The sequence below is a fragment of the Actinomyces sp. ZJ308 genome, assembly GCF_011752065.1.
In the GTDB taxonomy this organism is placed as follows: Bacteria; Actinomycetota; Actinomycetes; order Actinomycetales; family Actinomycetaceae; genus Actinomyces.
The window spans coordinates 77,337-102,700 of sequence record NZ_JAAIJY010000006.1 but is presented as its reverse complement, the minus strand read 5'-3'; the positions used below and the strand labels follow the sequence as shown (position 1 = coordinate 102,700).

The window sequence follows — 25,364 nt, the reverse complement described above, 5'->3', positions numbered from 1 at the left end:
TCCGATCAGCGAGCCGAGCTCGAGTAGGGCAGCAGAGCCATCTCGCGGGCGTTCTTCACGGCCTTGGCGATCTTGCGCTGCTCCTGGACGGAGACGCCGGTGACGCGACGGGCGCGGATCTTGCCGCGGTCGGAGATGAACTTCCGCAGCGTGGCGGTGTCCTTGTAGTCGATGGTGCCGACCTTGATGGCCTTGACGGGGCTGACCTTCTTCTTCGGCTTGCGAAGTTGGGGCTTCGCCATGGTGGTACTCCTTGGTCTGAGCGCCTGGGCGCTCTACGAGATGAAAAGTGTGGTGTGTTTGAGGGAACGTGCCGACGACGTCGTGGCTTTAGAACGGGGGCTCGTCACCGAAGGAGGTGGAGCCGCCCGTGGCCCATGGGTCGTCCGCGGCGCCGCCGGCGGGGGCGTTGTACCCGGACTGGCCCTGGCCGCCGAAGCCGCCACCGCCGTTGTAACCGCCCTGCTGGGGGCCGCCCTGGTTGTATCCGCCCTGACCCTGGTTGCCGAAGCCGCCGCCCTGGGGTCCGCCCTGGCCGCCGCCGAAGCCGCCCTGACCGCCCCCGCGGGGCTGGCGGGTGACCTGGGCCTTGGCGTAGCGCAGGGAGGGGCCGATCTCATCGACCTGCATCTCCACGACCGTGCGGTTCTCGCCCTCACGGGTGGTGAAGGAGCGCTGGACCAGGCGGCCCTGGACGATGACGCGTGTGCCCTTGGTCAGCGACTCGGCCACGTTCTCCGCGGCGTCGCGCCAGATCGAGCAGCGCATGAACAGGGTCTCCCCGTCCTTCCACTCACCGGCCTGGCGGTCGAAGGTGCGCGGTGTGGAGGCGACGGTGAAGGAGGCCACCGCTGCCCCGGAGGGCGTGAAGCGCATCTCGGGGTCCGCGGTGAGGTTCCCGACGATGGTGATGATGGTGTCTCCGGCCATGGCGTTGTCTCCGTTCCCGGTAGAGGCTCAGGCCTCGGGACGCAGCAGCTTGGTGCGCAGGACGGTCTCGTTGAGGCCGAGCTGGCGGTCGAGCTCCTGGGCGGTCTCGGGCGTGGTGGTCATGTCCACGACGGCGTAGAAGCCCTCGGACTTCTTCTTGATGTCGTAGGCCAGCCGGCGCTTGCCCCAGATGTCGACCTTGTCCACGGTGCCCCCGTTGCTGGGGACGACCTGCAGCAGCTTCTCGAGCGTCGCGTTGGCGGTGCGCTCGTCCGTCTCGGGGTCGAGGATGATCATGATCTCGTAGTGACGCATGCTTGGTACCCACCTCCTCTGGTCTGTGGCGGTCACGGTCCTTCCGTGACAGGAGGGTGATGCGTGCGGCGCACCATCCGGCGGAAAAAGGCTCATCCGCCCGACGACGCAGCCAGTTCGCCACATTACCGGACAACCCGGTGACGCTGAAAGCCGAGACGGTGGGCCGACGACGTGCCGTGCAACACGTCGTCGGCCCACCGTCGGGTGCCTACCGGAATGCGGGTGTCAGCCGCGGAGAAGTGGGACGTTAGCGGACGCCGCCCTGCTGACCATCTTGACCAGCATTGCCTTGATCGCCACCCGGGTCCCCAGGTTGCAGGCCTCCACCTCCGTTGTTGCCACCATTGCCGCCGTTGTTGCCGCCATTATTGCCACCTTGGTTACCGCCACCTTGGTTGCCACCATTGCCACCATTGCCACCGTTGCCGCCATTGTTATTGGCGTCACCTGTGGACTCCGGTCGGCTAGTCTGCTGACCCTCCGGCGGCTGCGTGCCCTCGGGCTGCTGGGTCACCTCGGGCGTGGGCTCGGTGGTGGGCGCCTGGGTCTCCTCGGGCGGGCTGGTGGGGGCCATAGTGGACTCGTCCTCCGGCTCGGCGGTGGGCTTGGCGGTACCGGTGCCTCCGCCGCGCGTCGCGGGGATCTCGGCGGGCTCCGGGAACTCCTCGACCTTCAGTCCCTCGTGGGCGACCTTCATGTAGTCGATGAAGATGTCTGCCGGGTAGGTCGAGCCGGTGATCTCGTCATACTCGCCCCAGGGCTCGATCGACTCCTCCGAACCGTCCTCACCGGTCTGGTAGAGGGTCACCGCGGTGACCACCTGCGGAGTGAAGCCCACGAACTGGGCGGACTTGTTGTCCGACGACGACCCGGTCTTCGCGGCGACCGGACGATCCATCTGGACGGCCACCTTGTCCGCGCTGCCGTTCGCCCCGGAGACGACCTGCTGGAGGGCGTAGGTCGTGTCCGCCATGACGTCCTCCTCGAACTCCCGCTTCCCCTCGGTCGCCGGGGTGTAGTGGTCCGCGCCGTCGGAGTTCTTGACGGAGGCCACGATATGGGTGTCGCGCTTGACCCCCTGAGCGGCGAAGGTGGAGTAGGCCGAGGCGATGTCGATCGTGTGCGGCGAGGCCGATCCCAGGACGTTCTGCACGAACTGCCGTTCCTCGTCGGACTCCAGCCCCTTGGTCTTCTGGGGATAGCCGGCGCGGTTGGCCACCTCGGCCGTCGCCTGCGGGTCGACCTGGTTGGACAGATCCCGGTTGAGCTGGAGGTAGGGCGTGTTGAGCGACTGCTCCGTGGCCTCAGTCAGGCTGGCCGACTTCAGTGAGACGTTCTTGAAGTTCTGGAACTCGTGCCCCTCGATGGTCATCGGCGAGGTGGCCGGGTAGCTGCTTCCCAGGGCCCACCCGTTCTCCAGGGCCGCCACCAGCGCGAAGGGCTTGAAGGTGGAGCCCGCCTGGGCAATGGCATTGGTCGAGGTGTTGACCTGACTGGTCAGATAGTCCTCACCTCCGTAGAGCGCCAGGATGCCCCCCGTCTTGGGGTCGATGGACACCAGCGCCTTGCGCAGGTTCGGGGAGGCGCCCGCGGGCAGGGAGTTGACCGCATTGACAGCCGCGTCCTGATCCTTCTGATTGATCGTGGTGACGATCTTGAAGCCCCCGGTGTCGATCTGCTCCGGCGCCAGTCCGGCCTTGTCCTCGAGCTCGGTGCGCACCATCTGAAGCAGGTACCCGTTGGTCCCGGAGTACACCTGCTTGGTCTGAGACTCGATGGTCGCCGGCATGCCCGCCTGCTTGGCGGTGTTGTACTGCTCCTGGGTGATGTAGCCGTCGTCGGCCATGAACTGGAGGACTCGGGCCCAGCGCTCCTCGGCCTTGTCCGGATTCTCAGTCGGGTCCCAGGCACTGGGGGAGGGCAGGATCCCCGCCAGGAGCGCGGTCTCGGACGGGCTCAGGTCCTTAGCGGCCTTGCCGAAGAACGCCTGCGAGGCCGCCTCGATGCCGTAGGCGCCGCGACCGAAGTAGACCGTGTTGAGGTAGTCGCCCAGAATCTCCTTCTTGGACTTCTCCCGATCGATCTTGATGGCCATGATGGCCTGCTTGAACTTGCCGCTGTAGGAGCTGGTGGTGTCGACGTAGTAGTTCTTCACGTACTGCTGCGTCAGGGTCGAGGCGCCCTGCGTGTCGCCTCCGCGCAGGTTGTTCACCAGGGCGCGGGCGATGCCCTTGGGGTCGACGCCCTGGTTGGAGTAGAAGGAGCGGTCCTCGGAGGCCACGACCGAGTTGCCCACGTACTCCGGCAGAGTGGAGGTGTCCACGGAGGTGCGGTTGATCTCGGCGAACCGGCCCATCTCCGTGGTCCCGTCGGCGTAGTAGACGGTGCTGCTCTGCGCGAGGGCGAACTCACTGGGCTTGGGGACCTTGATCGTGTTGTAGGCCCACGCGAAGGCGGCGATGAGGCTCAGCACCCCCAGCAGGAAGGTGCCCAGGACGAACCGCCAGCTGGGGATCCAGCGATGGATCTTGCCCTTGCCGGCGCGAGGGTAGTTGAAGAAACGGCGCTTGCGCCCCGAGGCGGCGTCCTTGGACCGCTCGGCCTGTGCGGGCCTGCGATCCTTCCCGGACTTCCTGGCGGACCCTGAGGCCTTGCTCAGCGCCTGCCGGCCGGCGCTGGTCACCTGGGACAGCTTCTTGCCGACGGGGCGGCTGGGTCCGCCCCCGTTCGTGCCTTCTGCCACGCGCTCCTCGTTTCGGTTGACTGTCATGGATGTGACTGGGTTCCGCGACGGCGCGGGGGATAACGCTCCGGTTGCGGTCTTCGGTTCCATCATGACCGATGTTGGCTGTCGGCGCCGACTCGAGCACCGGTCGCCGTCCTGCAAGACTGCCGACGGCGATCAGGCGCGATCGCTGCGGGCAAGCCGCATCGGGCGTCGACTGCGGTCCAGTATGGGGGAACAGTGGGCAGTGACGGTAGCGATGCGCACCTGGGAACCAGCCATGACGCTTCCGCAGGACGTTACCTGAGCGCTACCTGATTCGCCCTGACCAGCGCGCTCACGCGCTTTGAGAACCGTTTGCAGGTGGTTGCGGAACCAGAATGTGAGTTCGCGCCCAGCGGGCATCGAGGCGCACCGGGAACAGCCGGCATCGATCGGGACAATGGTCCCCGCCCAGCAGTGAGACACTGGACACGACGCTGACAGAGTGTCAGTTCCACGCATCAGATCCTCGTCCACGCGAGGAGCGCCGGCTACCGCCCGTCCAGCTCACTGGGGAGATCCGCCATGGACGCCAGCACCGCCCTCCAGACCCTCAGCATCATTCTCCAGGTCGTCATCATCCTCTCCTGCCTCATCGTCGGGGCGAAGAAGGGAGGGATCGCCCTCGGTCTCATCGCCGGGATCGGCCTGCTGATCCTCGTCTTCGGATTCCGCCTGGAGCCGGGCGAGGCGCCGGTCGACGTCATCCTCACCATCCTGGCCGTCATCGGATGCGCCGCCACCCTCCAGCAGTCCGGCGGCCTGGACGTCATGATGCAGATGGCCGAACGGGTCCTGCGCCGACATCCCGAGCAGATCACCATCCTGGGTCCGTGCGTCACCTGGTTCCTCACCGTTCTGTGCGGAACCGGGCACGTGGTCTACACGATGCTCCCGATCATCGCGGACATCGCCATCAAGAAGGACATCCGACCCGAGCGCCCCATGGCCGCCTCCTCGGTCGCCGCCCAGATGGGGATCACCGCCTCACCGGTCTCCGTGGCCACGGTCTCGATCGTCTCCATCATCGCCAAGAACACCGACCGGCACTGGTCGGTCCTCCAGATCCTGGCGATCTCCATTCCGGCGTCGCTGTGCGGAGTGCTCCTGGCCGCCCTGTGGTCGATGCGTCGCGGCAAGGACCTGGACAAGGACGAGGAGTACCAGAAGCGCCTGGAGGACCCGGAGTTCCGGGCCACCGTCCAGTCCAGCTCCGAGACCCTCATCGGGAAGGTGTTCTCGCCCGAGGCCTACCGCGCCACCTGGATCTTCCTGGGCGCCATCGCCGCCGTCGTCGTCCTGGGCGCCTTCGACGTGCTGCGTCCCGAGTTCCCCACGGGCGACGGCGGCAAGATGGAGCACCTGAGCATGAACCTCGTCATCCAGATGGTCATGCTCGCCGCCGGGGCCCTCATTCTGCTGACCTGCAGGGTGCAGGCCGGCAAGATCGCCTCCACCCCCGTGTTCAAGGCCGGCGCCACCGCCATGTTCTCCATCTTCGGAGTCGCCTGGATGACTGAGACGGTCGTTCACGCCCACCTGGAGGCCCTGGAGCACAGCCTCGCCGGCGTCCTGTCGAGCCATGTGTGGATGTACGCCATCGTCCTGTTCATCATCGGCAAGCTGGTCAACTCCCAGGCGGCCGGACTCCTCATCGTCGCCCCCATGGCACTGTCACTCGGGGTGAGCCCGGTCGTCGTCGTCGGGTTCATCGGCGCCTCCTACGGGTACTTCATTCTTCCCACCTACCCCTCGGACCTGGCTGCGATCGGCTTCGACCCCACCGGTACCACGCACATCGGCAAGTACGTCATCAACCACTCCTTCCTGGTGCCCGGGCTCATCGGCGTCATCACCTCCTGCCTCGTGGGCACCGCCCTGTCCCAGCTGCTCCTGTCCTGAGCCGGTTGTCACCACTGTCACTACCGACGCATTCGTCGAAGAGGACGCGGCCCGATGTCGCCTGTGACGAGTGCGTCGACGTGGGCATCCACGGACCCTGGCGTCAGTGCGACGGCGAACACACTCCTGAAGCCGTCCTTCTGGGCAGAACGTAACAAGAGAGTGTCGTCCCGTCTGACTAGGCTCGTGCCATGACAACTACAGACGCGGCCACTACTTCCGCCATCGCCCTGCGTTTGGAGCTGCTGGGGATCTCCGCCCCGGCACAGGTCGAGCAGAGTGAGGCGGACCGCCTCATGTCCCCGATCCTGGCGCGCCAGCGCGAGCTCTCCCGCCGGCTGGCTCACCGCCCCTGTGCCGCCGACCAGCGCATTCAGACCTTCCTGGACTCCTACCTGGAGGGTGCGGCCGCCACCCCGCAGCTGCCGCGCTCGACCTTCGTCCTGGACCAGCCCGGCCTGGCGCGGGCCCTGTCTCTGCCGGCGGACTCCACCAGCTTCACCTCAGACTACGTCGAGAGCTACAAGGTGCTCGGCGGCGTCCTGCACAACCCCCGCAACGACCGCCGCACCACCGCCGGCGTCTTCCACGTCGCCGAGGGCGGCCTGCCGATCCCCGACGACAAGATCGCCGTCCCGCGCGACGTCTTCGCCCGCCTCCTGGCCCACGCCGTCGAGGCCCCCGAGGACCTGCTGACCCTGCCGTGGGCCTCCGGGCAGGAGGACCCGGCCCGCTGCTTCGTCTCCCTGCTGCTGCGCCCCGTCGTCGTGCCCGAGGTCCCCGGCTTCTCCGCGGAGCGCTCCATGGAGATCCGCTTCATCGCCCCCGGCGGCCTGGTCTCCAACCTGGACTTCGTCGAGGGCATCTTCGGCAACGGCGGCGACCCCTACCTGCCGGAGAACGACGCCTCCCTGGCCCCGGAGTCCTGGACCGGCCACACCGGCTGCGTCATCCTCGCCCCGCACCTGACCACCCTGACCAAGAAGGAGCTGGGCCTGCCCTCCTGGGAGGAGGCCACCGAGCGCCAGCGCCGCGATGGCCAGTGCTGGAAGACCGAGGACGAGCTCTACAACGGCGGCAAGGCCTTCAAGTGCGTGGCCCGCGACGAGCGCGGCGTCATCGTCACCGTCATCGCGGACAACTACTTCGGCTACTGCAAGAAGGAGGTCAAGACCCAGATCGGGTACTCGGCCAACCTCTTCGGCTGCGTGGAGGAGGAGCACGCCGGCGGCGCCGTCGCCTACCCGCGCTACAACCTGGGCCAGGAGTACACCGACATCCACACGCCCGAGGGCCTGACCCTCGAGCACGTCGTCGAGCGCAACCCCGGCCGCTTCGAGGTGCGCGAGGACGGCTCCGCCGTCGTGGTGGAGGACCCGACCGTGGTGCTGGTGCCGGCCGGCGCCCACTACTCGATGCGCAACCAGACGATCACCTGGAGGCGCCCCGACGGCCAGGAGGCCTCGATCCCGCTGCTGGTGAGCAACACCTACGTGGCCCCCAACGGCTACCGGGTCCACGCCAAGCACCGCGAGGGCGACGCCACCCAGTGGCACCTGGTGGGCACCGCCCCCTGGTCCACGCAGGCCCACAAGCCCGCCACGGTCTCCGGCGGCGGCAAGTCGGAGATCTCCAAGTCCCTCCTGGACGCCTTCGTCTTCGGCGAGGCCTACGTCGGCGACGTCGACGAGGACTTCGACACCGTCCAGAAGATCCTCGACGGCAACTACGCCGACCGCTTCGTCGACCCGGCCAACAAGAGCGACAACCACCGCTCGATCCTCTCCGAGCGCCGCTCGCTGGGAAGCGTCATCAAGCTGCTGACGCCCTCGTCGCTGTACACCGACGAGTACAACGCCTTCCTGGAGTCGATCCCGGCCCACATCAAGGAGCTCATCTTCACCGTCAAGCGCTTCTACCAGCCCAGCTGGGACAAGGACTGGCGCAGCCACTTCTCCGTGGGCATCATCAACGGCCGCAAGGGCAACTCCCTGCGCCTGGATGAGGAGCTCATCAAGGTCAACATGCTGCGGGTGGGCTTCGAGGACGACGGCGCCTGGCGCCTGCTGTCCCTGCGCCCGGACTTCTCCCCGGCCGCCAAGGTCCAGACCGAGGACGACATCACCGCCTCGATCGTGGCTCCCGGCGGCCTGGTCTCGACCCCGGACTCGCAGCTGTCGCGCAAGTTCGTCACCAACTGCGAGTCCCTGCTCTTCCAGCGGCCCGACGACGCGATCGTGCGCGGCTACGACAAGCAGACCGAGTCGGACATGTCCGATCCGGAGGCGGACCTGTTCATCTCGAACTTCGAGCCGCTCACCCCCGACGACGCCCGGGCGATGGCGGCCGACGCCCCCGGCCTGTCCCGCTTCACCCGGCCCATGCAGGACCTCGTGGCCCGCGCCGCCGCCCTGCCCGAGGCCGAGGATGCCGCCGAGGAGACCTACTGGGTCTCCACGGCCGACCCGCGCCTGGTGGGCGGGACCCCCACCAAGAACCCCCGCTACCTCCAGGTGCGCCCGGACATCGCCAACCCGAGGGACGTGGCGCTGGCGGACCTCACCAACCACCTCTTCCGCGACGTGCCGCTGGTCGAGCCGCTGCGCCACAGCGTCGACGTCGTCGCCGCCGGGCGCCGCAACAACCCGCCCGAGGACGGGGTTCCGCCGCTGTGCGCCTACAACCCGCTGCACTACATGGAGCTGCCCGAGCTGTTCATGGAGTTCATCTCCTCCATGACCGGCAAGTCCCCCTCGACGACGGGTGCCGGCAGTGAGGGGGCGCTCACCAAGTCCCCGTTCAACGCCCTGCCGGCCATCTACGACCTCAACGCGGCCCTGCTGTCCTACGCCCTCAGCGGTTACGACGGCTGGCTGTCCTCGGCCGGCTACATCGGCCCGAAGGTCCAGGTGGCCCACGACATCTCGCTGCTCATCCCGGAGATCTTCTCCCGCATGAGCACCGAGGAGCGCGACGCCCGCAGCCTCATCGAGGGCGGCTACCTCGAGCGCATCGAGGACTTCGAGTACGAGGGCCGCACCGTTCAGGCCTCGCGCCTGGGCTACCGCATGAACCAGGCCTTCGCCTCGACCTTCTTCGGGAGGATCTTCCTGCACCCCGACGTCGTCTTCACCGAGGAGATGCTGCGTCCCGAGCTGCAGGACGAGGCGGTCTTCGCCGACTCGGTGGACATCATCGTCACCACGCACAAGGTCGTGGCCGAGCACTACCGGGCCGACGGCTCCATCGAGTGGGCCGTGCCGCCGCTGCGGGCCCTGCTGGAGATCATGATCGACGGCACCTCCCGTGAGGGCTGGGACCTGACGAGCCCGGAGTTCCGCGCCCTGTTCGAGCGTGAGAACATCCTGAGCTCGTCGTGGTACGCGGCGCGCCTGGACGCCAAGGTCGCCCGCGACACCCGCCAGGCCCACCAGGCCATCGAGGACCTCACCCGCTTCTACACCGGGGAGAACAACGAGGAGGTCATCGAGCGCCTGGGCATCGAGGGCCGCCTGGCCGAGGCCCGCGCCTGGCTGGACAAGGTCAGCTCCCCGGCCTACCGCGAGCACCTCGTGGGCACGCTCGGCCTCCAGCCCTCGCTGGCCTGAGGCTGACGCCGGCCGGCGTGCGCGCCTGACGCACCCCCTCTCACTGACGGGGACCTTCCACGCGTGCGGGGACAGAAATTCTGTCCCCGCACGCGTGTTCCGTCCCCCACCGTGCGTTTTGTCCCCGCAGAGCGCGGTGGACGTGCCGGGCAGCGGCACCGGAACGCCCGACGACGACGCTCTCACCAAAGTTCACACTGAAAACCCACCAAAGTTCACACTGAAATCGCTTCAACTGTCACACTGGGAACTACTACCCGTGTGACTCACCCTAAAAACGCTTGCGGAGGCTTGTGAGGGGCTACAGCCGTTGATGGGATAGCGCCCATGCCCACAGCACCTGCCATGGACACATCGGCCGATCCGGCCGGCGCCGCAACGACTCAGCCCTCCCCCTACGCCCGCCCGGCCGACGCCGTCGCCGCGGACCTGGGCACCGACACCTCCTCCGGTCTGAGCGCCCAGTCCGCGGCCGACCGCCTGGCGGCCGACGGACCCAATGAGCTGCCCTCCAAGCCGCCGACTCCCGCCTGGCTGCGCTTCCTGGGCCAGTTCAACGACCCGCTCGTCTACCTCCTGCTGGTGGCGATCGTCATCTCCACCATCGCCTGGGTGCTGGAGGGGGCCGAGGGCGTGCCGGTGGACTCCGTCGTCATCCTCGCCGTCGTCACCCTCAACGCCGTCCTGGGCTTCGTCCAGGAGAACAAGGCCGCCGACGCCGTCGCCGCCCTGTCCGCCATGACCGAGGCGACCTCCACGGTGCTGCGAGACGGCTCGCGCCTGGTCATCCCCTCCTCCGAGCTGGTGGTAGGCGACGTCCTCGTCCTGGGCGAGGGCGACCAGGTCGGTGCCGACGCCCGTCTGGTCTCGGCCGCTGCCCTGCGCGTGGTCGAGTCCTCCCTGACCGGGGAGGCCGACGCCGTCGTCAAGACCCCGGAGGCGGTCGGCGCCGACACGGACCTGGCAGACCGCACCTGCATGGTCTACCGGGGCACCTCCGTGGCCCAGGGAACGGGACGCGCCGTCGTCGTCGCCACCGGCGCCGACACCGAGATGGGCGCGATCGCCCAGATGCTCGACTCCGTCGAGGAGGAGGACACGCCCCTGCAGAAGGAGATCCACGCGATCTCCAAGATGCTGGGGATCGTCGTGGTCATCATCGCCGTCGTGGTCGTGGGCACCCTGCTGCTCCTGGCCACCGAGCGCACGCCGGACACGATCGTTCACGCCCTGCTGCTGGGCGTCTCGCTGGCCGTGGCCGCGGTGCCCGAGGGCCTGCCCGCCATCCTCTCGGTGGTCCTGGCCCTGGGCGTGCAGCGCATGGCCACCCACAAGGCGGTGGTCAAGAAGCTCACCAGCGTGGAGACCCTCGGCTCGGCCTCGGTCATCTGCTCGGACAAGACCGGCACGCTCACCCGCTCGGAGATGACGATCCAGGAGGTCGTCACCGCCTCGGGCACCTCCGTGGTCACCGGTATCGGCTACACGCCCGACGGCGAGGTCGCCCCCGACGCCGACCGTGACGGCCGCCCCGACGCCGATCCCCTCGAGGGTCCTCTGCGTGACGAGGTCACCGTGGTGCTCTCCGGCGGGACCCTGGCCTCCGACGCCGAGCTCAACGTCACCGAGGACGTCTGGAACGTCGTCGGCGACCCGACCGAGGGCGCCTTCCTCGTCGCCGAGAAGAAGCTCGGCACCGACGGCCAGCGCGAGGGGCGCTTCGAGCGCATCGGCGAGGTCCCCTTCACCTCCGAGCGCAAGATGATGTCGGTGCTGCTCACCGACACCGAGCACGGCACGATCATCATGTCCAAGGGCGCCCCCGACGTCCTCATGGAGCACTGCACGCAGATGCGCCTGGGCGAGACCGCCACCGACCTGACCGACGAGGCCCGGGCCCGCTTCACCGAGCACGTCGCGGACATGTCCGGCCGGGCGCTGCGCACCCTGGGGGTCGGCTACCGGGTCCTCACCGACGAGGAGGCGGCCCGTGTGCGCGAGGCGGCCGCCGGCGACGGCGAGGCGGACCTGTCCGACCTGGAGCGGGACCTGGTGCTGGCCGGCGTCGTCGGCATCATCGACCCTCCGCGCCCCGAGGCGGCCGTGGCCGTGGCCGAGGCGCACCGGGCGGGCGTGCGCGTCCTCATGATCACCGGCGACCACCCGGCCACCGCCGGGCGCATCGCCGCGGACCTGGGCATCGTCGAGCGCGGAGCCCCGGTCCTCACCGGCCGCGAGCTGGAGGCGATGGACGACGACGCCCTGTCCAGGGCCGTGGCCGACACCAGCGTGTACGCGCGCGTGGCGCCCGAGCACAAGATGCGGATCGTCCACGCCCTGAAGTCCCAGGGTCACACGGTCTCCATGACCGGCGACGGCGTCAACGACGCCCCGGCCCTACGAGCCGCGGACATCGGCGTCGCCATGGGCATCACCGGCACCCAGGTGACCAAGGAGGCCGCCACGATGGTCCTGGCGGACGACAACTTCGCCACCATCGTCGACGCCGTGCGCGAGGGCCGGCGCATCTTCGACAACATCAAGAAGTTCCTGCGCTTCCTGCTGTCCTCCAACATGGGCGAGGTCCTCACCGTCTTCGGCGGCGTCGTGCTCTCGGGCGTCATCGGCCTGAGCGGTCACAGCGAGTCCGGCGTCGTCCTGCCGTTGCTGGCCACCCAGATCCTGTGGATCAACCTCGTCACCGACTCCGGACCTGCCCTGGCGATGGGCGTGGACCCCTCCGTGGAGGACGTCATGGCCCGTCCGCCGCGCAAGCCCACGGACCGGGTGGTCGACGGCGCCATGTGGAGCGGCGTCCTGCTGGTCGGCGCCGTCATGGCCTTCTCGACCCTGGCGACGCTGGACTTCTTCCTGCCCGGCGGCCTCATCGAGACCTCCCTGTCCACCGACGACCTGGACACCGCCCGTACGGCGGCCTTCTCCACGCTGGTCCTGGCCCAGCTGTTCAACACCTTCAACTCGCGTTCGGAGACGGTCAGCGCCTTCAGCCACCTGCTGGTCAACAAGTGGCTGTGGGGTGCGATCGGCCTGACCCTGGTGCTCCAGGTCGCCGTGGTGGAGGTGCCCTTCCTCCAGGCGGCCTTCTCGACGACGTCGCTGGACCCGGCCCACTGGGCGGTCGTCATCGTCATGGCCTCCCTGGTCCTGTGGGTCGATGAGCTGCGCAAGCTCACCAGCCGGCTCATGAGCCGGTAGGGCGTGAAGGCTCAGGACACTCGAAGGGGCCCGGCCGTCTGGTGACGGTCGGGCCCCCTTGGTTCTGAGTCCGGAGTCGGCCGGGAGCGGTGGCCGGCCGCAGCCGGCCGCGGCGCTCAGCCGACGTCCGCGTTGCCGGAGAGGTGCCAGGTCTCGTTGGCCCAGGGGAAGACGTACTGCATGAGCACATAGACGATCCCAGCGGCGAGGATGAGTGCCTCGATGGCCTTGAGCCATGCGGGTCCTGGAAGGTGCCTCCAGATGAAGCCGTACATCAGTTGACCCCCGGATCGTTGAGCACGGAGGCCGGGCGCCCCTCGGCGCGGTCCATCCAGTAGGAGAACTTCGCGTGGACGATCCAGCGCTGATCGTTGCCGAACTCGCCCGCGGTCGAGCCGTGGCAGGTGGTCAGGGTGATGTACCGCTCGGTGGGCTGGGCATCGGGCTGGTCGGGCACCGGGGCGATGACCTCCACCTGCTCGGGCTGGACGATCTCATGGTTGGTCACCGTGAACACGTACCAGGTGCTGGCGGTGGAGACGACGATCTCGTCGCCCTCCTGCAGCAGGTCGATGCGACGGAAGGAGTTGCCGTAGGTGCGGCGGTGCCCGGCGATGGCGAAGTTGCCGAGCTCCCCGAGCTGCTGGGTGTCCGGGTAGTGGCCCGCGGCGGCCTGGTCCAGGACGTCGGATCCGGTCCCCTCCAGGATCGGCATGTTGTTGTTGGTGACGCCGTACCACTTGGGGACGACGAGCATCCCGATGGTTTCGCCGTAGCCGGCCTTGTCCATCACCGGAGGATCGTCGTAGTGCTTGGTCCCCTCGGTCTTGGGGGACTCCACCTGCTTGTCGTGGAACTGGGTGGCCACCGCCTGCGCGCTGGCGTTGGCGTCGATGCCGGTCCACCACAGCTGCCAGCACAGGAAGAGCGCGACGACGAGACCGGCGGTGATGAGCAGCTCGCCGATCCCGGTCAAAGTGCCATTGAAGATTCGTACAGCGCGGCTCTGGCCGGGCGCTCGGTGTCGCACAAGACCTCCTCTGGCCATCGCCCCTCCTCAGGACTGAGACTTCATGAGTGTAACGGCCAGTCTAAGGCGGCACACCCCGCCCGTGACCAGCCCGGAGTGGTGGACGTATCACAGAGCACACCGTGAGGAAGCTTCTGCGCATGTCCTAGGCTAGGCCCGGATGTATTGCGGTGGTCTCACGCCACCATCCCCAACCAGTGAGGAGACCCAGGGTGGCCTTGGAGAAGAAGTCCACGAAGGACGACGCCGACAAGAGCTCGGAGAAGGTCTCGAGGAAGAGCTCCGGCGAGAGCAGCGGGAAGAGCACTGAGAAGGCCTCGACGAAGGACAAGGACTCGGCGAAGTCCGGGAGGAGCTCCGCGAAGGACTCTCAGAAGAGCTCGGCCGCGTCCGAGAAGTCTGAGAGGAAGGGCAAGGCGGACAAGGGCTCCAAGAAGAGCTCGTCGTCGAAGAAGAAGCACCCTGAGCGCTCGGGCAACCCGGCCAAGGCCGCCAAGGTCCTGGAGGAGGAGTCGCGCGCCGCGGCGAACCGGGTCTCGCGCACCCCCGCCAAGATCAAGGACACCGCCTCACCGCGCTGGTACGCCCCCACCATGGTGACGCTCATGGTGATCGGGCTGCTGTGGGTGGTCACCACCTATCTGTTCAACGGCCTGTACCCGCTGCCCTACTTCGCCAAGCACCATGCCACCGACTGGCTGTTCAACGGCAACCTCTACATCGGCTTCCTCATCATGATGTCGGGCTTCCTCGGCCTGCTGCGCTGGAAGTAACGAGTCCCGACAGCGTTCCGCACGCTCAACCGACACAGCCGCGAGGCCCCCGAGCACAGGCTCGGGGGCCTCGCGGCTGTCAGCAGTCGTGCCCGGGCGGCCACGGCACTCCACAGACCTCCTGTGGATCAGTGGACAACTCGCTCCCCACAACCCACCCGGACTTTCCCCAAGTGTAGACACACCTGTGGATAACTACACGGGTGTGTTTCCACATCTGTGTCCCCAGGTGTGGATGAAACACACCCGTGTTCTTCCACCGATGTCATTGAGCCTCCTGCGGGCTGCTCGGTCTGTCAGGCGATGAAGGCCCGCACGACGTTGAGCCCCACGAGCACCAGCGCGATCGCGACGGTTCCCGCCACCCCGACAGCCTGTCGCCTCCCGCGGGGAGCCCACGCGTAGACCACTGCGACGACTCCACCGACGATGAGCCCGCCGAGGTGCCCCTGCCAGGAGATGTTGGCTCCCAGGAAGGAGATGACCGCGTTGATCGCCAGCAGCGCCACGATTCCCGAGGTGTCCCGCCCGAAGCGCCGTTGGACCACGAACATGGTGGAGAACAGGCCGAAGACCGCCCCCGAGGCCCCCACCGTCGTCGTGACCCAGGAGTCGGTGCCCGGCCAGGCGAGCCAGTAGATCGCCGTCGAGCCGCCCAGGGCACTGAGCAGGTAGACGGCGGTGAACCGCCAGCGCCCGAGCACCGGTTCCAGTGCACCGCCCAGCACCCACAGGGCCCACATGTTGAAGCCGAGGTGCATGTAGTTCGCGTGGAGGAAGGCGGTCGTCAGGAACCGCCAGGGCTCGCCGGCGGCCAGCGCCGGTACGAAGGCCAGTCGGGCGTCGAGGGCCGGTGCGAGGACCTGAAGCACATAGGCCGCCACGCACAGGCCGATCAGCACCTTGGTGACGACGGCGTCGGACACCACGGTTCCGCCCAGCAGCGTGCGCGCCTGGCGCCGGCCGGACTGAGACCGGCGGGCGCAGTCCACGCAGTGCACGCCCACGGTGCTGGGCACCTGGCAGGCGGGGCAGGTGGGCCTCTCGCAGCGCTGGCAGCGCACGTAGGCCACCGTGTCCGGGTGGCGGGGGCACACCGGCGGCGCCTGCTCGGCGGACGAGTTCACTGAGGTCATCGAGTACTCCTGGGTGGAAAGGTCGGGGCTCGGCGGGTGGGACCGGGTACAACGACGCCGCCGGGACCCGTGTCCCAGCGGCGTCACAGGGGCGAATCACACCCGATTCCGGTGTTTCAGCGGCGGATCGGTAGCGGGGCGGTTGCCGACGGGCGACCGACCCGCTATCTCCTGACGACTACTCGGTGATCTCCACCGAGGTGATGATGACGTCCTGAACCGGGCGGTCTCGGGGGTCGGTCTCGACGGCGGAGATCGCGTCGACGACGGCGCGGGAGGCCTCGTCGGTGACGGCACCGAAGATCGTGTGCTTGCCCTGGAGCCACTCGGTGGGCGCGGTGGTGATGAAGAACTGCGAGCCGTTGGTGCCCTTGCCCAGGCGACGGCCGGCGTTGGCCATGGCCAGGACATAGGGGGCGGCGAAGGTCAGGGAGGCGTCGATCTCGTCGTCGAAGACGTAGCCGGGGCCGCCGGTGCCGGTGCCCAGCGGGTCACCGCCCTGAATCATGAAGCCGGGGATGACGCGGTGGAAGATGACATTGTCGTACAGGGGCGCGTGGGACTCCTCGCCGGTGCGAGGATCCGTCCAGGCCTTCTGGCCGGTGGCCAGCCCCACGAAGTTGGTGACGGTCTCGGGAGCCTGCTCGGGATAGAGCTCCAGCCGGATATCGCCGAGGTTGGTGTGAAGAGTCGCTTCCATAGGGGCCATGGTGGCACGCTCCCGCGTCTATCGGTACGAACCCTGAACGGTGTGCGGCGCTGTTCACCCCAGGCAAAACGCCTGGACATCTTGTGGGCGCGATCGCTCAACGGTGCAACCATTAGTGCACGTTGCACAACGACCGTCTGTATCCGTATCCGACCTGGGAGGCGATCATGTCCTGCCTGACGAAGACATGCTGCGACAAGAAGCTCGACACTACTCATCTGCGCAAGGAGGCAGCATCCCTCGCCGGGTCCGTCGTCGATCAGGCTGAGCGGGCCGCCCTGTGGGCGGCACCGCACGTGAGCAAGGCCGCTGAGGAGGTGGCCCGCGCCGCCAAGGACGCACAGGAGCGTCTGGAGCCAGTGGTCAACGACGCTCGCCAGCGGGTTGTCGAGGACTACATTCCGCGTGCGCAGCGCGCCGCCGTGGCTGCCCAGGCCGCAGCGGGTACGGACGGTACCCTGACAGAGCGCGCCCAGCGCGTGGCTGTTGCCGCAAAGTCCGCCGCATTGGAGGTTCCCGTGAAGAAGCAGAAGAAGCACCGCGTGCTCAAGACCCTGGGTTGGCTCGCCGTCGCCGGCGCGGCCGCTGCCGGCGCCTACGTCGTATGGCGTCGTAGCCAGCCGGTCGAGGACCCGTGGGCCGAGGAGTACTGGGCCGACTCCACCGAGGAGGAGGCCGGCTACGGCATCAGCCCCGAGGACGCTCAGGCCTGACACCCCCAGACCCGTCGACGACGGCGCCGTGCCGGTCTCCTGACCACACGGCGCCGTCGTCGTGCGCCGTGGGTAACCTGGAGGCATGAGCGCTCTGTCCGTTCCCGCCATCACCCTGACCCGCGGAACCAATGGGGAGGAGGTGCTCATCCCCCAGTTGGGCGCCGGAACCTACAAGGTGGCCGACGCCGAGGCCGAGCACGTTGTCCGCGAGGCCCTGGACGTGGGCTACCGGCACATCGACACCGCCCAGATGTACGGCAACGAGGCGGGTGTGGGACGGGCGATCGCGACCTGCGGCCTGCCGCGCCAGGACCTGTTCATCACCTCCAAGCTCAACAATCCCAACCATCGGCGCGACGACGCGCTGCGCAGCTTCGAGGCGACGATGGAGGCGCTGGGACTGGAGGTCCTCGACCTGTTCCTCGTCCACTGGCCCCTGGCGGACTCCCCCGGGATCGACCTGGTGGACACCTGGCGCACCATGATCGAGATCCTTCACAGCGGACGGGTACGCGCCATCGGGGTGTCCAACTTCCAGCCCGAGCACCTGCACCGGATTATCGAGGCCACGGGCGTGGTCCCGGCGGTCAATCAGATCGAGCTGCACCCCTGGCTGGTCCAGTCCGAGCTGCGCCGCGTGCACGCGCAGCTGGGTATCGCCACGGAGTCCTGGTCGCCGCTGGGACGGGGCAGGCTGCTGGCCGATCCCGTCGTCGTGGAGATCGCCGAGAGTCTTGGGGTGAGCCCGTCGCAGGTCATCATTCGCTGGCACCTGCAAAGCGGTCTGGTGGTCATCCCCAAGTCGATTCATCGCCGGCGTATGGCGGCCAATGCCGACGTCCTCACCTTCACGCTCGACGACGGCCGCATGGCCGCGCTGGACGCCCTGGACCGGGACGTGCGCACCGGCTCGCACCCCGATCGGATTCAGGTGTGAGCGCTGCGGGCCGGGCTGCGGCGTCGGACCGCCGTCAGGAGCGGTGGCGGTGGACGCGGAAGCCCGGCCCGATGTCGCCGGCCGGCACCAGCTCGGCCAGCGCGGCCGGATCGGACAGCGAGCGCGCTGCGACGAAGCCGGTGATGGTGTCGACGCCGTAGTCGAGGAGCACGGGGTTGAGCGGCGTCGAGGGACCGACGAGGACCGTGTGCGCGTGGCGGGAGAGCTCGATGAGCCTGGGCGCGGTCTTGTTGACGAAGCTCGACGAGGAGATGAAGACGACGTCGCACTCGGGCAGGACGTACTCGCAGGCGCTGTCCGGCCAGTCGCCGGGCTGCAGGTTGCGCTCAAGACAGATGTACTCCCCGGCGGTGGCCAGAGCGGCCTCGGCGAAGGGGAAGTGACCGATGACCGCGACCCTCTTGCCCACGATCATCTCCCGGTAGGGGTCGAAGACCTGGCGCCAGGTGAGTCCTTCACCGGTGGGCTCGAAGCCGTTGGCTAAGGCGGTCTCCTCACGCGAGTACCAGGAGTTGATGGCGGCCTGGCCGATGCTGGCCTCGGCAAGGTTCCAGGACCTCACCAGGGCGGCGACGTCGCGCAGCGGGCGGTCCTCAAGCGGTCCCTCGACGAGGGCCGGACGGCTCTGGACGTCCATGGTCCAGGCCGAGCCGACGCCGCCTACGGAGTTGAGGACGCGGCTCCAGCGCGGTCCCCGGCCGGCCGCGCGCACGACGACGTCGCCGGGCAGCTCGTCGAGAAGCGCGTCGTAGATCTCCCACGGGTGAGACATGAGGGGTCACCTTTCAGTAAGTGCAGCCTGTCCTGACCATCGTAGGCGCCGCCGGCCGATCGCACAGGCCCTCGGAGTGCACCGGCGGCGGGCACAACGCTATGTGTTCGCATCCAAGGAAGAATGGCGGGATAACTATTTCACCAGAGTACAGAATTAGCAGCGGAGACTTTTCCGTGACCCGGATTGCTGTTGCATTGCAAGAAGTCGCACCGGATATTCGGCGATTTCTACCGATGCTACCTTGACTGGGCCCATACCCCTAGATCGAGGTACTGCTTCATGCTTCGCCGTCTCCTCGCCCGCGCAGCCACGACGGAATCTCCCTCAGCACGTCACGCGCTGAGGTCCTCGCGCATCCGCCGGCGGCGTGGCGCCGCCCTCTGCGCGCTGGCGCTGGCAGGGGCGGCTCTGGGTACCGTCACGCTCCCGACCCCTCCGGCCGAGGCCGTCCACGGAAACCCCGCCGGAGGCCTGGGTCGATTCACCCCTGTCATCGACTGGATCGACTGGACCGGCATCACCAACACCCGGGTGGAGAACTGGACGCGCATCCTTCCTGACGGAGCCACCGGTGTCGCCTGGTCCACCCCGACTCAGATCTCCGATGACATGTGGCGTACGAGCCGATGCACGATCTCCAACATCATCACGACGGAAGTGGGAAGGAACAACTCCAGGCTGACTACTCGCAGGGGAATTGAGGTCGAATATAATACCGGGAACTGGCAGGGAGACGGATTGGCCCGTCTCTACAACGACGGATCGAACTACAATAATGGTGTCGCCAAGGGCAGCAACTTCCGTTCCAACCTATTAGTCGGCATCGTTAATCTTCAGGATTCTTCCACCCACCAATTCCACGTGGACTGCAAGGCCTATCTCGTCAGTTCATCCACCAAGCCCGCCAAGAATCAGCTCGACGCTCTTCCCAACAAGGTGGAGCTGCCGATGGAGGGTATGGTCTTCGCCGACGCCGAGGGATCCAACTGGCAGGGAGCCGGCGGCCAGAGGGAGTACATCGGGGTCTCTCCGACTCCTTACGACACCAACCGCGACGTCTCATACCGCCTACTTGAGACCGCTCAACCAGCAACAGGGTGCAGCACCAGCTCCTGGGGCGGGCTGATCACTATGTCCACTCCTGTGGGAAACCGCAACGGCATCAAGCTGCGCCCGGATGGAAGCGAGTGCAGCAGTCAAGTCCGTGGGGGTTATGGTCCGTCGTCGGTCATGCTGATCAGTAATACGCAGAGTGGTTATGTTGAGGTTCACGGAGGCGGTAAGAGCGCTGTGGCTCTGGGTGTTGTCTCCTACATCGACTACGGTGACGCGCCCAGCAGCTACGGCAGTGCGGGAAGCGCCTACCAGCCCTCTTGGGCCGGTGGACAGCTCTCCGGCTACGGCGCACTCGACATCTCCTCCCAGCGCGGACCCGCCCAGGCGGAGGACGGCTCCTGGCACAACCTCTCTCAGGCAGCCAGGCGGCAGCGCCTCGCCTCGGCCGGTCCGGCTGTGGTTCGTTTGGGCGGGTTGACGGATAACGACGAGTCGATCGTCTACAGCGCCGACGCCAGTGCCGACGACACCACCGGCACGGCCGACGAGGACGCCCTGCCCGCAGGCTGGGACCGGGTCATCTGGACCGACATCGGCAAGCAGTGGAGCCAGCGGATCACCTGCTCGGGCCAGGGAACCAAGATCGCCGGCTGGGTCGACTGGAACCATAACGGCTCCTTCGACTCCACCGAACGCTCCGAGGTCACCACCTGCACCAGCCAGGGCACCGCCACCCTGACCTGGACCGTCCCCCAGGACGCCCAACGCACCACCCTGACCGGCAACCAGGCCACCACCTTCATGCGCCTGCGCATCACCGGCCCCCTGGCCAACGGCCAGGGCGCGGAGGACCCCCAACCCACCGGCATCGCCCTCAACGGCGAGGTCGAGGACCACCCCGTCCAGGTCCAGCTCCCCAACCTGACCATGACCAAGACCGTCGACAACACCGCCGCCGGCACCCAGGGCCTGAGCCCCAACGACTGGACCCTGACCGCCACCCCCACCACCGGCACTCCCGCCACCGGCCCCGGAGGCTTCACCGCCTACCAGCCCGAGGGCGACACCGTCCTGTCGGAGTCCTCCACCTCACCCAAGGCAGCCGGATACAAGCCCAGCATCACCTGCACCCCCCACGCCAGCTCCGACCTGGCCCAAGCCATCTCATCCTTCGACGAGGCCACCAGCACCCTCCACCTGGCCACCGGCGAGTGGATGCACTGCACCATCACCAACACCGCGCAAGCCGGCCAGATCACCTGGACCAAGACCGACCAGGACAACAACCCCCTGGCCGGCACCGTCTTCACCCTGGCCGCCACCGCCCTCACCGGCGGCCAGGTCACCGTTGCCGACTGCGACAACGACAACGGAGGCGGAGCCGCCTGCCCCACCGACTCACCCGACCAGGACCCCCGACCCGGCTACTTCAAGGTCACCAACCTCACCTGGGACCAGTACACCCTCACCGAGACCCAGGCCCCCACCGGCTACCAGCTCTCCGAGGTCCCCATCACCAAGACCCTTGACGGTTCCGCGCCTCCCGCCAGCGCCACCGACACCACCCCCAGCCTCGACCTCGGCCACATCACCAACAACCCCATCCAAGGCACAGCCACCTGGACCAAGACCGACGAGACCGGCCACCCCCTCCAGGGCTCCCAGTGGTCCCTCACCCCCCTGGACGCCAACGGCCAACCCGTTCCCGACAAGACCCGTACCGTCACCGACTGCACCACCACCTGTCCCCAAGACGGCCTCGACACCAACAGTCAACCCGGCGCCTTCACGCTCCCAGGCCTCACCTACGGCAGCTACCAGCTCACCGAGACCAAGGCCCCCACCGGCTACATCCTCGATGCCACACCCCGCACCATCACCATCACCACCCATAACCAGGTCATCGACCTGGGTACCATCACCAACCGCAGGACCACCGTTCCCGCCATTCCCCTCACCGGCGGCAGCGCCACCACCACCTACCTCATCGCCGGAGGGGTCCTCCTGGGAATCACGGCGCTGGTCATGGCGATCCAAGCACGCAAACGCCGTCGAGCGCTGAATTCATGACTCGATTCATGATCTGAACGGACCGCTGGAACTCACCTGACGGGCTGCCGATGCCTCGACATCGGCAGCGCCCGTCAGGCCTCAGTCCGCGTGAGTCTCGTGGGTCAGGACGATCTTGCCGGTGGTGGCCCCGGACCGGACGGTGGTGACGGCTCGGGCGGCGTCCTGGATCGGGATCCGACCGGTGACGCGAACGGTGAGGTCTCCGCAGGCCACGAGCTCCACCGCGCGCCGCAGGTAGCGCCCGACGAGCGCCGCGTCGATACTGCTGAGCGCCCCGAGGTTGAAGCCGATGACCCCGACACCCCGGAGCCAGAGCGACGTGGTGCTCACCTGCTGATCCTCCTCTTGAGCGGCATCTCCCAGAACCAGCAGCCGGCCACCCGTACGCAGCAGCTCAAGGCTGCGCAGCCTGGCCGGACCGGCAACCGGGTCGGCCACGACGTCGAACTGGGCCGGTTCGGCCTCGGCCAGGTCCTCGGTCAGCCAGGCCTCGTCGTAACCCAGGTCAAGGATCTCCTGACGCTTGGCCTCGCTGCGGGTGACGCCGACGACGCGTCCGGCTCCGAGGATCCGGGCGACCTGGCCCATCTGTGAGCCGAGGCCCCCGGCCGCGGCGTGGACGAGCACACTCTCCCCGCCGCGCAGGTGGGCGGCCTCCTCCAAGGCGATGAGCGCCGTCGTCGTGTTGGCCGGGACGGCGGCGGCCAGGACCGGATCGAGTCCGGTGGGCAGAGGGGTCACCAGCTCAGCGGGCGTCACAGCAACCTGGCCGTAGCCTCCTCCCGCGGTGATGGTCAGAGCGGCGACGGCGTCTCCGATCCGGTAGTCGCTCACACCTTCGCCAAGGGCTCTGACGTGGCCGCTCACCTCGAGCCCCGGCGTCCAGGGCAGCTCGATGGGAACGAGTCCTTCGGCGAAGAGCGCCTCGACGTAGCCGACACCGGCATGGTCCACGTCGACCGCGATCTCTCCCGGCCCGGGCTCGGGGACGGGAGCATCCTGGTAGCGCAGCCCGGAGGGGCCGTTGAAGCTGATGATCTGCATGGCCTTCATGGATTCACCTTCCTGTATCAGTCATCAGCACTGTATCAGTTATCTGATACTTGAAGGCGGCCGACAGGAGGGCATATGGAGATCATCATCGGGTCTCGACCGCGGATGCGGGGGACCCGGCCCGGGCTCGGTTTCTACTGGCCGACGGCCGGCTCGTCGCGCAGGACGGCGGTGACGCGCGCGAGCATCTCGGTCAGCTGCTCACGTTCCTCGGCGGAGAAGGCCTCGGCCATGCGCTGCTCGATGCGCCGCGCGACCTCGTCGGCGCGCAGCACCAGCGCCTCTCCGGCGGGGGTCAGTGAGGCGATAAGCACCTTGGCATGATCGGAGGAGGGGTGGCGAGTGACGAGATTCTTCTGCTCCAGCTTGGAGATGACGGTGGCCATCGTCTGCGGGGTGACTGCCGCGGCTCTCGCCAGCTGCGCCGAGGACTGCTCGGGCACGTAGTAGAGGGAGAGCATGGCGGCGTACTGGGCGACCGTGATGCCGAAGCCCCGCAGGGCCTCGGTCTTGGCGGCCATCATGGCCTGCTCCGCGGCCTTGATGTGCAGGCCGAGTCGCACCCTGGTGTCCTCGACGAGCGCACGGCGACCCCGCCTCGGGTGCGGGATCGTAACGGAGCGGCTCATGGTGGTCATCTTAAGAGGCGGTCGAGTCGTCGTCGGGGAAGAAGATCTCCTCGATGGTCAGACCGAAGACGCGCGCGATGGTGAAGGCCAGCGGCAGGGAGGGGTCGTAGCGGCCGGCCTCCAGGGCGTTGACCGTCTGGCGGGAGACTCCCAGCTCCTCGGCGAGCCGGGCCTGGGTCCAGCTGCGCTGCGCGCGCAGCACCTTGAGATCGTTCCTCACCGGTACCGCCAGCTGGACCACAGCATCCCGACGCCGAAGAACAGGGCCCACACACCGCCGACCCACTCGATGTCGACACGGGGCGCCCCAACCTCCTCCATGAAGCTGTAGGCAATCGAGGTCGTCACCGTTCCGGCGGCCGAGATGACGAGTGCCTCCATCACCTTGCGCGCCTGCATCTCATCCGCCTCGTGGGCCAGCTTCATCATCGCCCACGCGCACACACCGACCCCGGCCATCGGAAGCAGCGCGACGAGGAAGCGCCACGGACTGTCACCCAGGGATCGGGCCCAGGGCATGCCGAGCAGGACGCCGACGGAGTAGAGAACGGCACCGGTGCCGAAGCGGGCGAAGTAGGCGATACCCGCCTTGTGTTCACTGGTCATGGCTGCCTTCCGTCGATGGAGACAATGGGGCGGATCGGTCGGCAGGTTCAGTTCGACTCGCCCCGGCTACCAGCACCACTATAAAGTTACCTTGTCATTCAGTCAAGGTTACTTTCCTTTATGACGATATCCTTCCATTTCTCGACAACCTTCTGGTCACCATGTACGCGCTTGCGAGGGCACTGCCGACAACGACCGGGAAGGCGGGAATGACCCATGGATGAGATCGCACCTCGACCCCGTGGGCTCGCAGTGTCCGCTTCGCGAAGATCCAGAAGGGCAGGACGATCGGCAGCGCCGTCGCCGACCCCGGGGTGTAGCGCCGGGCGAGGGCGGCCGTGGCCAGGTGGCTGAAGGCGTGCATGCCGTAGCCGTAGAGCACGGCCTGATAGAGGAACGAACGCCCGCGCGTGCGGTAGCCGTCGATCGAGGCGGCCGCCATGAGGCCGCCCATCAGACCGATTCCCAGGTAGACCTGCTCGCGCGAGCAGCCGTTGCGCCGGATATCGTCGGGCAGGAAGGGGATCTTGTCCAAGGCCGGGTGGGTCCATCCCGGCATCGTCGCCAGCTCCTCGACATCGTGAGCCAGCCATGAGAAGAACAGGCCTCCGGTGACCAGTGAGACGGAGTCCATGTCATCACCTCCGATATCGACGGTACACAAAAAAGTCCCCGAGGTGGACCGCCTTGATGGTCCGTCTCAGGGATCGGAGAATGTGAAGAAGAAGTAGCTGGTGGAGCCAACGGGACTCGAACCCGTAACCCCCTGCTTGCAAAGCAGGTGCGCTACCAATTGCGCCATGGCCCCTTAGGGAGAATGATCGCCTATTCCGCCGGCGTTTAATCGACGGGATCGGTGACCTCGGCCCATGCGGCGCGCTCCATGCGAGCCGCCTCGAACCTGAGCCATGCGGCATAGCCGGCGGCGGCCAGGAACGAAAAGACCGCGGCTGATACGACTGCCCGGTTCCTCATGAAACCTCCTCATCGTCTCACCGCGGACGGTGGGCCTAGCTGGACTCGAACCAGCGACCTCATCCTTATCAGGGATGCGCTCTAACCAACTGAGCTATAGGCCCTTGCGACCGGAAGAGATTAACCCACCCGGC

22 protein-coding genes and 2 tRNA genes are annotated in these 25,364 nt (G+C 67.5%); 7 read left to right on the top strand and 17 right to left on the bottom strand.

What is annotated here, in order from left to right:
• Positions 1–5 precede the first annotated feature (5 nt).
• The 4 genes from rpsR to HCR68_RS04895 form a co-directional block, all read right to left on the bottom strand.
• Positions 6–242 (bottom strand): 30S ribosomal protein S18, encoded by a 237-nt coding sequence (gene rpsR / locus HCR68_RS04910; protein ID WP_003783656.1) that lies wholly within the window; start codon positions 240–242, stop codon positions 6–8.
• An 88-nt stretch (positions 243–330) separates the two neighbouring features.
• On the bottom strand, positions 331–930 hold the full coding sequence (locus tag HCR68_RS04905) for a single-stranded DNA-binding protein (protein ID WP_126414639.1): 600 nt from the start codon (positions 928–930) through the stop codon (positions 331–333).
• Between the two features lie 27 nt (positions 931–957).
• Positions 958–1,245: a 30S ribosomal protein S6 gene (rpsF, locus tag HCR68_RS04900; RefSeq protein ID WP_126414640.1), complete on the bottom strand. Its 288-nt coding sequence runs from the start codon at positions 1,243–1,245 to the stop codon at positions 958–960.
• Between the two features lie 250 nt (positions 1,246–1,495).
• Positions 1,496–4,018: a transglycosylase domain-containing protein gene (locus tag HCR68_RS04895; protein WP_167146941.1), complete on the bottom strand. Its 2,523-nt coding sequence runs from the start codon at positions 4,016–4,018 to the stop codon at positions 1,496–1,498.
• A gap of 522 nt (positions 4,019–4,540) precedes the next feature.
• On the opposite strand from HCR68_RS04895, the gene HCR68_RS04890 reads away from it, so the two are divergent.
• From HCR68_RS04890 to HCR68_RS04880, 3 genes are all read left to right on the top strand, one after another.
• On the top strand, positions 4,541–5,917 hold the full coding sequence (locus HCR68_RS04890; protein ID WP_167146938.1) for an anaerobic C4-dicarboxylate transporter: 1,377 nt from the start codon (positions 4,541–4,543) through the stop codon (positions 5,915–5,917).
• A gap of 191 nt (positions 5,918–6,108) precedes the next feature.
• Positions 6,109–9,525, top strand: a complete 3,417-nt coding sequence (locus HCR68_RS04885) for a hypothetical protein (protein WP_167146935.1) — start codon at positions 6,109–6,111, stop codon at positions 9,523–9,525.
• Between the two features lie 327 nt (positions 9,526–9,852).
• Complete coding sequence (locus HCR68_RS04880; RefSeq protein ID WP_167146933.1) at positions 9,853–12,741, top strand: cation-translocating P-type ATPase; 2,889 nt, start codon at positions 9,853–9,855, stop codon at positions 12,739–12,741.
• A gap of 116 nt (positions 12,742–12,857) precedes the next feature.
• On the opposite strand, the gene HCR68_RS04875 is transcribed toward HCR68_RS04880, so the two are convergent.
• Both HCR68_RS04875 and HCR68_RS04870 read right to left on the bottom strand, forming a co-directional pair.
• Positions 12,858–13,016 (bottom strand): hypothetical protein, encoded by a 159-nt coding sequence (locus tag HCR68_RS04875; RefSeq protein WP_167146930.1) that lies wholly within the window; start codon positions 13,014–13,016, stop codon positions 12,858–12,860.
• Positions 13,016–13,789 carry a class E sortase gene (locus tag HCR68_RS04870; RefSeq protein WP_208320506.1) on the bottom strand — a complete coding sequence of 258 codons (774 nt, stop codon included), beginning with the start codon at positions 13,787–13,789 and terminating at the stop codon, positions 13,016–13,018. The genes HCR68_RS04875 and HCR68_RS04870 overlap by 1 nt, the downstream gene beginning before the upstream one ends.
• 194 nt (positions 13,790–13,983) lie before the next feature.
• Between HCR68_RS04870 and HCR68_RS04865 the strand changes: the two genes are divergently transcribed.
• The gene (locus tag HCR68_RS04865; RefSeq protein WP_167146924.1) at positions 13,984–14,544 is read left to right on the top strand and encodes a cell division protein CrgA; all 561 of its coding nucleotides are present in this window, start codon (positions 13,984–13,986) and stop codon (positions 14,542–14,544) included.
• A 296-nt stretch (positions 14,545–14,840) separates the two neighbouring features.
• Here HCR68_RS04865 and HCR68_RS04860 read toward each other — a convergent pair whose 3' ends face one another.
• On the bottom strand, positions 14,841–15,680 hold the full coding sequence (locus tag HCR68_RS04860) for a rhomboid family intramembrane serine protease (protein WP_167146921.1): 840 nt from the start codon (positions 15,678–15,680) through the stop codon (positions 14,841–14,843).
• A 178-nt stretch (positions 15,681–15,858) separates the two neighbouring features.
• Positions 15,859–16,380 (bottom strand): peptidylprolyl isomerase, encoded by a 522-nt coding sequence (locus HCR68_RS04855; protein ID WP_167146918.1) that lies wholly within the window; start codon positions 16,378–16,380, stop codon positions 15,859–15,861.
• A gap of 176 nt (positions 16,381–16,556) precedes the next feature.
• Here HCR68_RS04855 and HCR68_RS04850 point away from each other — a divergent pair, with 176 nt between their 5' ends.
• Positions 16,557–17,102, top strand: a complete 546-nt coding sequence (locus tag HCR68_RS04850) for a hypothetical protein (protein ID WP_167146915.1) — start codon at positions 16,557–16,559, stop codon at positions 17,100–17,102.
• 85 nt (positions 17,103–17,187) lie between these two features.
• Positions 17,188–18,042: an aldo/keto reductase gene (locus tag HCR68_RS04845; RefSeq protein ID WP_167146912.1), complete on the top strand. Its 855-nt coding sequence runs from the start codon at positions 17,188–17,190 to the stop codon at positions 18,040–18,042.
• 34 nt (positions 18,043–18,076) lie between these two features.
• Here the strand turns inward: HCR68_RS04845 and HCR68_RS04840 are convergent, their stop codons facing one another.
• On the bottom strand, positions 18,077–18,835 hold the full coding sequence (locus tag HCR68_RS04840; protein ID WP_167146909.1) for a DUF364 domain-containing protein: 759 nt from the start codon (positions 18,833–18,835) through the stop codon (positions 18,077–18,079).
• Positions 18,836–19,117: 282 nt separating this feature from the next.
• Here HCR68_RS04840 and HCR68_RS04835 point away from each other — a divergent pair, with 282 nt between their 5' ends.
• Positions 19,118–21,964, top strand: coding sequence for a CshA/CshB family fibrillar adhesin-related protein (locus HCR68_RS04835; protein ID WP_167146906.1), 2,847 nt, complete (start codon positions 19,118–19,120; stop codon positions 21,962–21,964).
• Positions 21,965–22,045: 81 nt separating this feature from the next.
• Here the strand turns inward: HCR68_RS04835 and HCR68_RS04830 are convergent, their stop codons facing one another.
• From HCR68_RS04830 to HCR68_RS04800, 8 genes are all read right to left on the bottom strand, one after another.
• Positions 22,046–23,020 (bottom strand): zinc-binding dehydrogenase, encoded by a 975-nt coding sequence (locus HCR68_RS04830; protein ID WP_167146903.1) that lies wholly within the window; start codon positions 23,018–23,020, stop codon positions 22,046–22,048.
• Between the two features lie 134 nt (positions 23,021–23,154).
• Positions 23,155–23,658 carry a MarR family transcriptional regulator gene (locus tag HCR68_RS04825; RefSeq protein WP_167146900.1) on the bottom strand — a complete coding sequence of 168 codons (504 nt, stop codon included), beginning with the start codon at positions 23,656–23,658 and terminating at the stop codon, positions 23,155–23,157.
• A 1-nt stretch (position 23,659) separates the two neighbouring features.
• Positions 23,660–23,869 carry a helix-turn-helix transcriptional regulator gene (locus HCR68_RS04820; protein ID WP_167146897.1) on the bottom strand — a complete coding sequence of 70 codons (210 nt, stop codon included), beginning with the start codon at positions 23,867–23,869 and terminating at the stop codon, positions 23,660–23,662.
• Positions 23,866–24,255: a hypothetical protein gene (locus HCR68_RS04815; protein ID WP_167146894.1), complete on the bottom strand. Its 390-nt coding sequence runs from the start codon at positions 24,253–24,255 to the stop codon at positions 23,866–23,868. The genes HCR68_RS04820 and HCR68_RS04815 overlap by 4 nt, the downstream gene beginning before the upstream one ends.
• Before the next feature lie 118 nt (positions 24,256–24,373).
• Positions 24,374–24,889 carry an HXXEE domain-containing protein gene (locus HCR68_RS04810; RefSeq protein ID WP_167146891.1) on the bottom strand — a complete coding sequence of 172 codons (516 nt, stop codon included), beginning with the start codon at positions 24,887–24,889 and terminating at the stop codon, positions 24,374–24,376.
• 98 nt (positions 24,890–24,987) lie between these two features.
• Positions 24,988–25,063: transfer RNA gene (locus HCR68_RS04805), tRNA-Ala, on the bottom strand.
• Positions 25,064–25,095: 32 nt separating this feature from the next.
• Positions 25,096–25,230, bottom strand: coding sequence for a DLW-39 family protein (locus tag HCR68_RS14180; protein ID WP_009396342.1), 135 nt, complete (start codon positions 25,228–25,230; stop codon positions 25,096–25,098).
• A 30-nt stretch (positions 25,231–25,260) separates the two neighbouring features.
• A tRNA-Ile gene (locus HCR68_RS04800) sits at positions 25,261–25,334 on the bottom strand.
• Between the last annotated feature and the right edge of the window lie 30 nt (positions 25,335–25,364).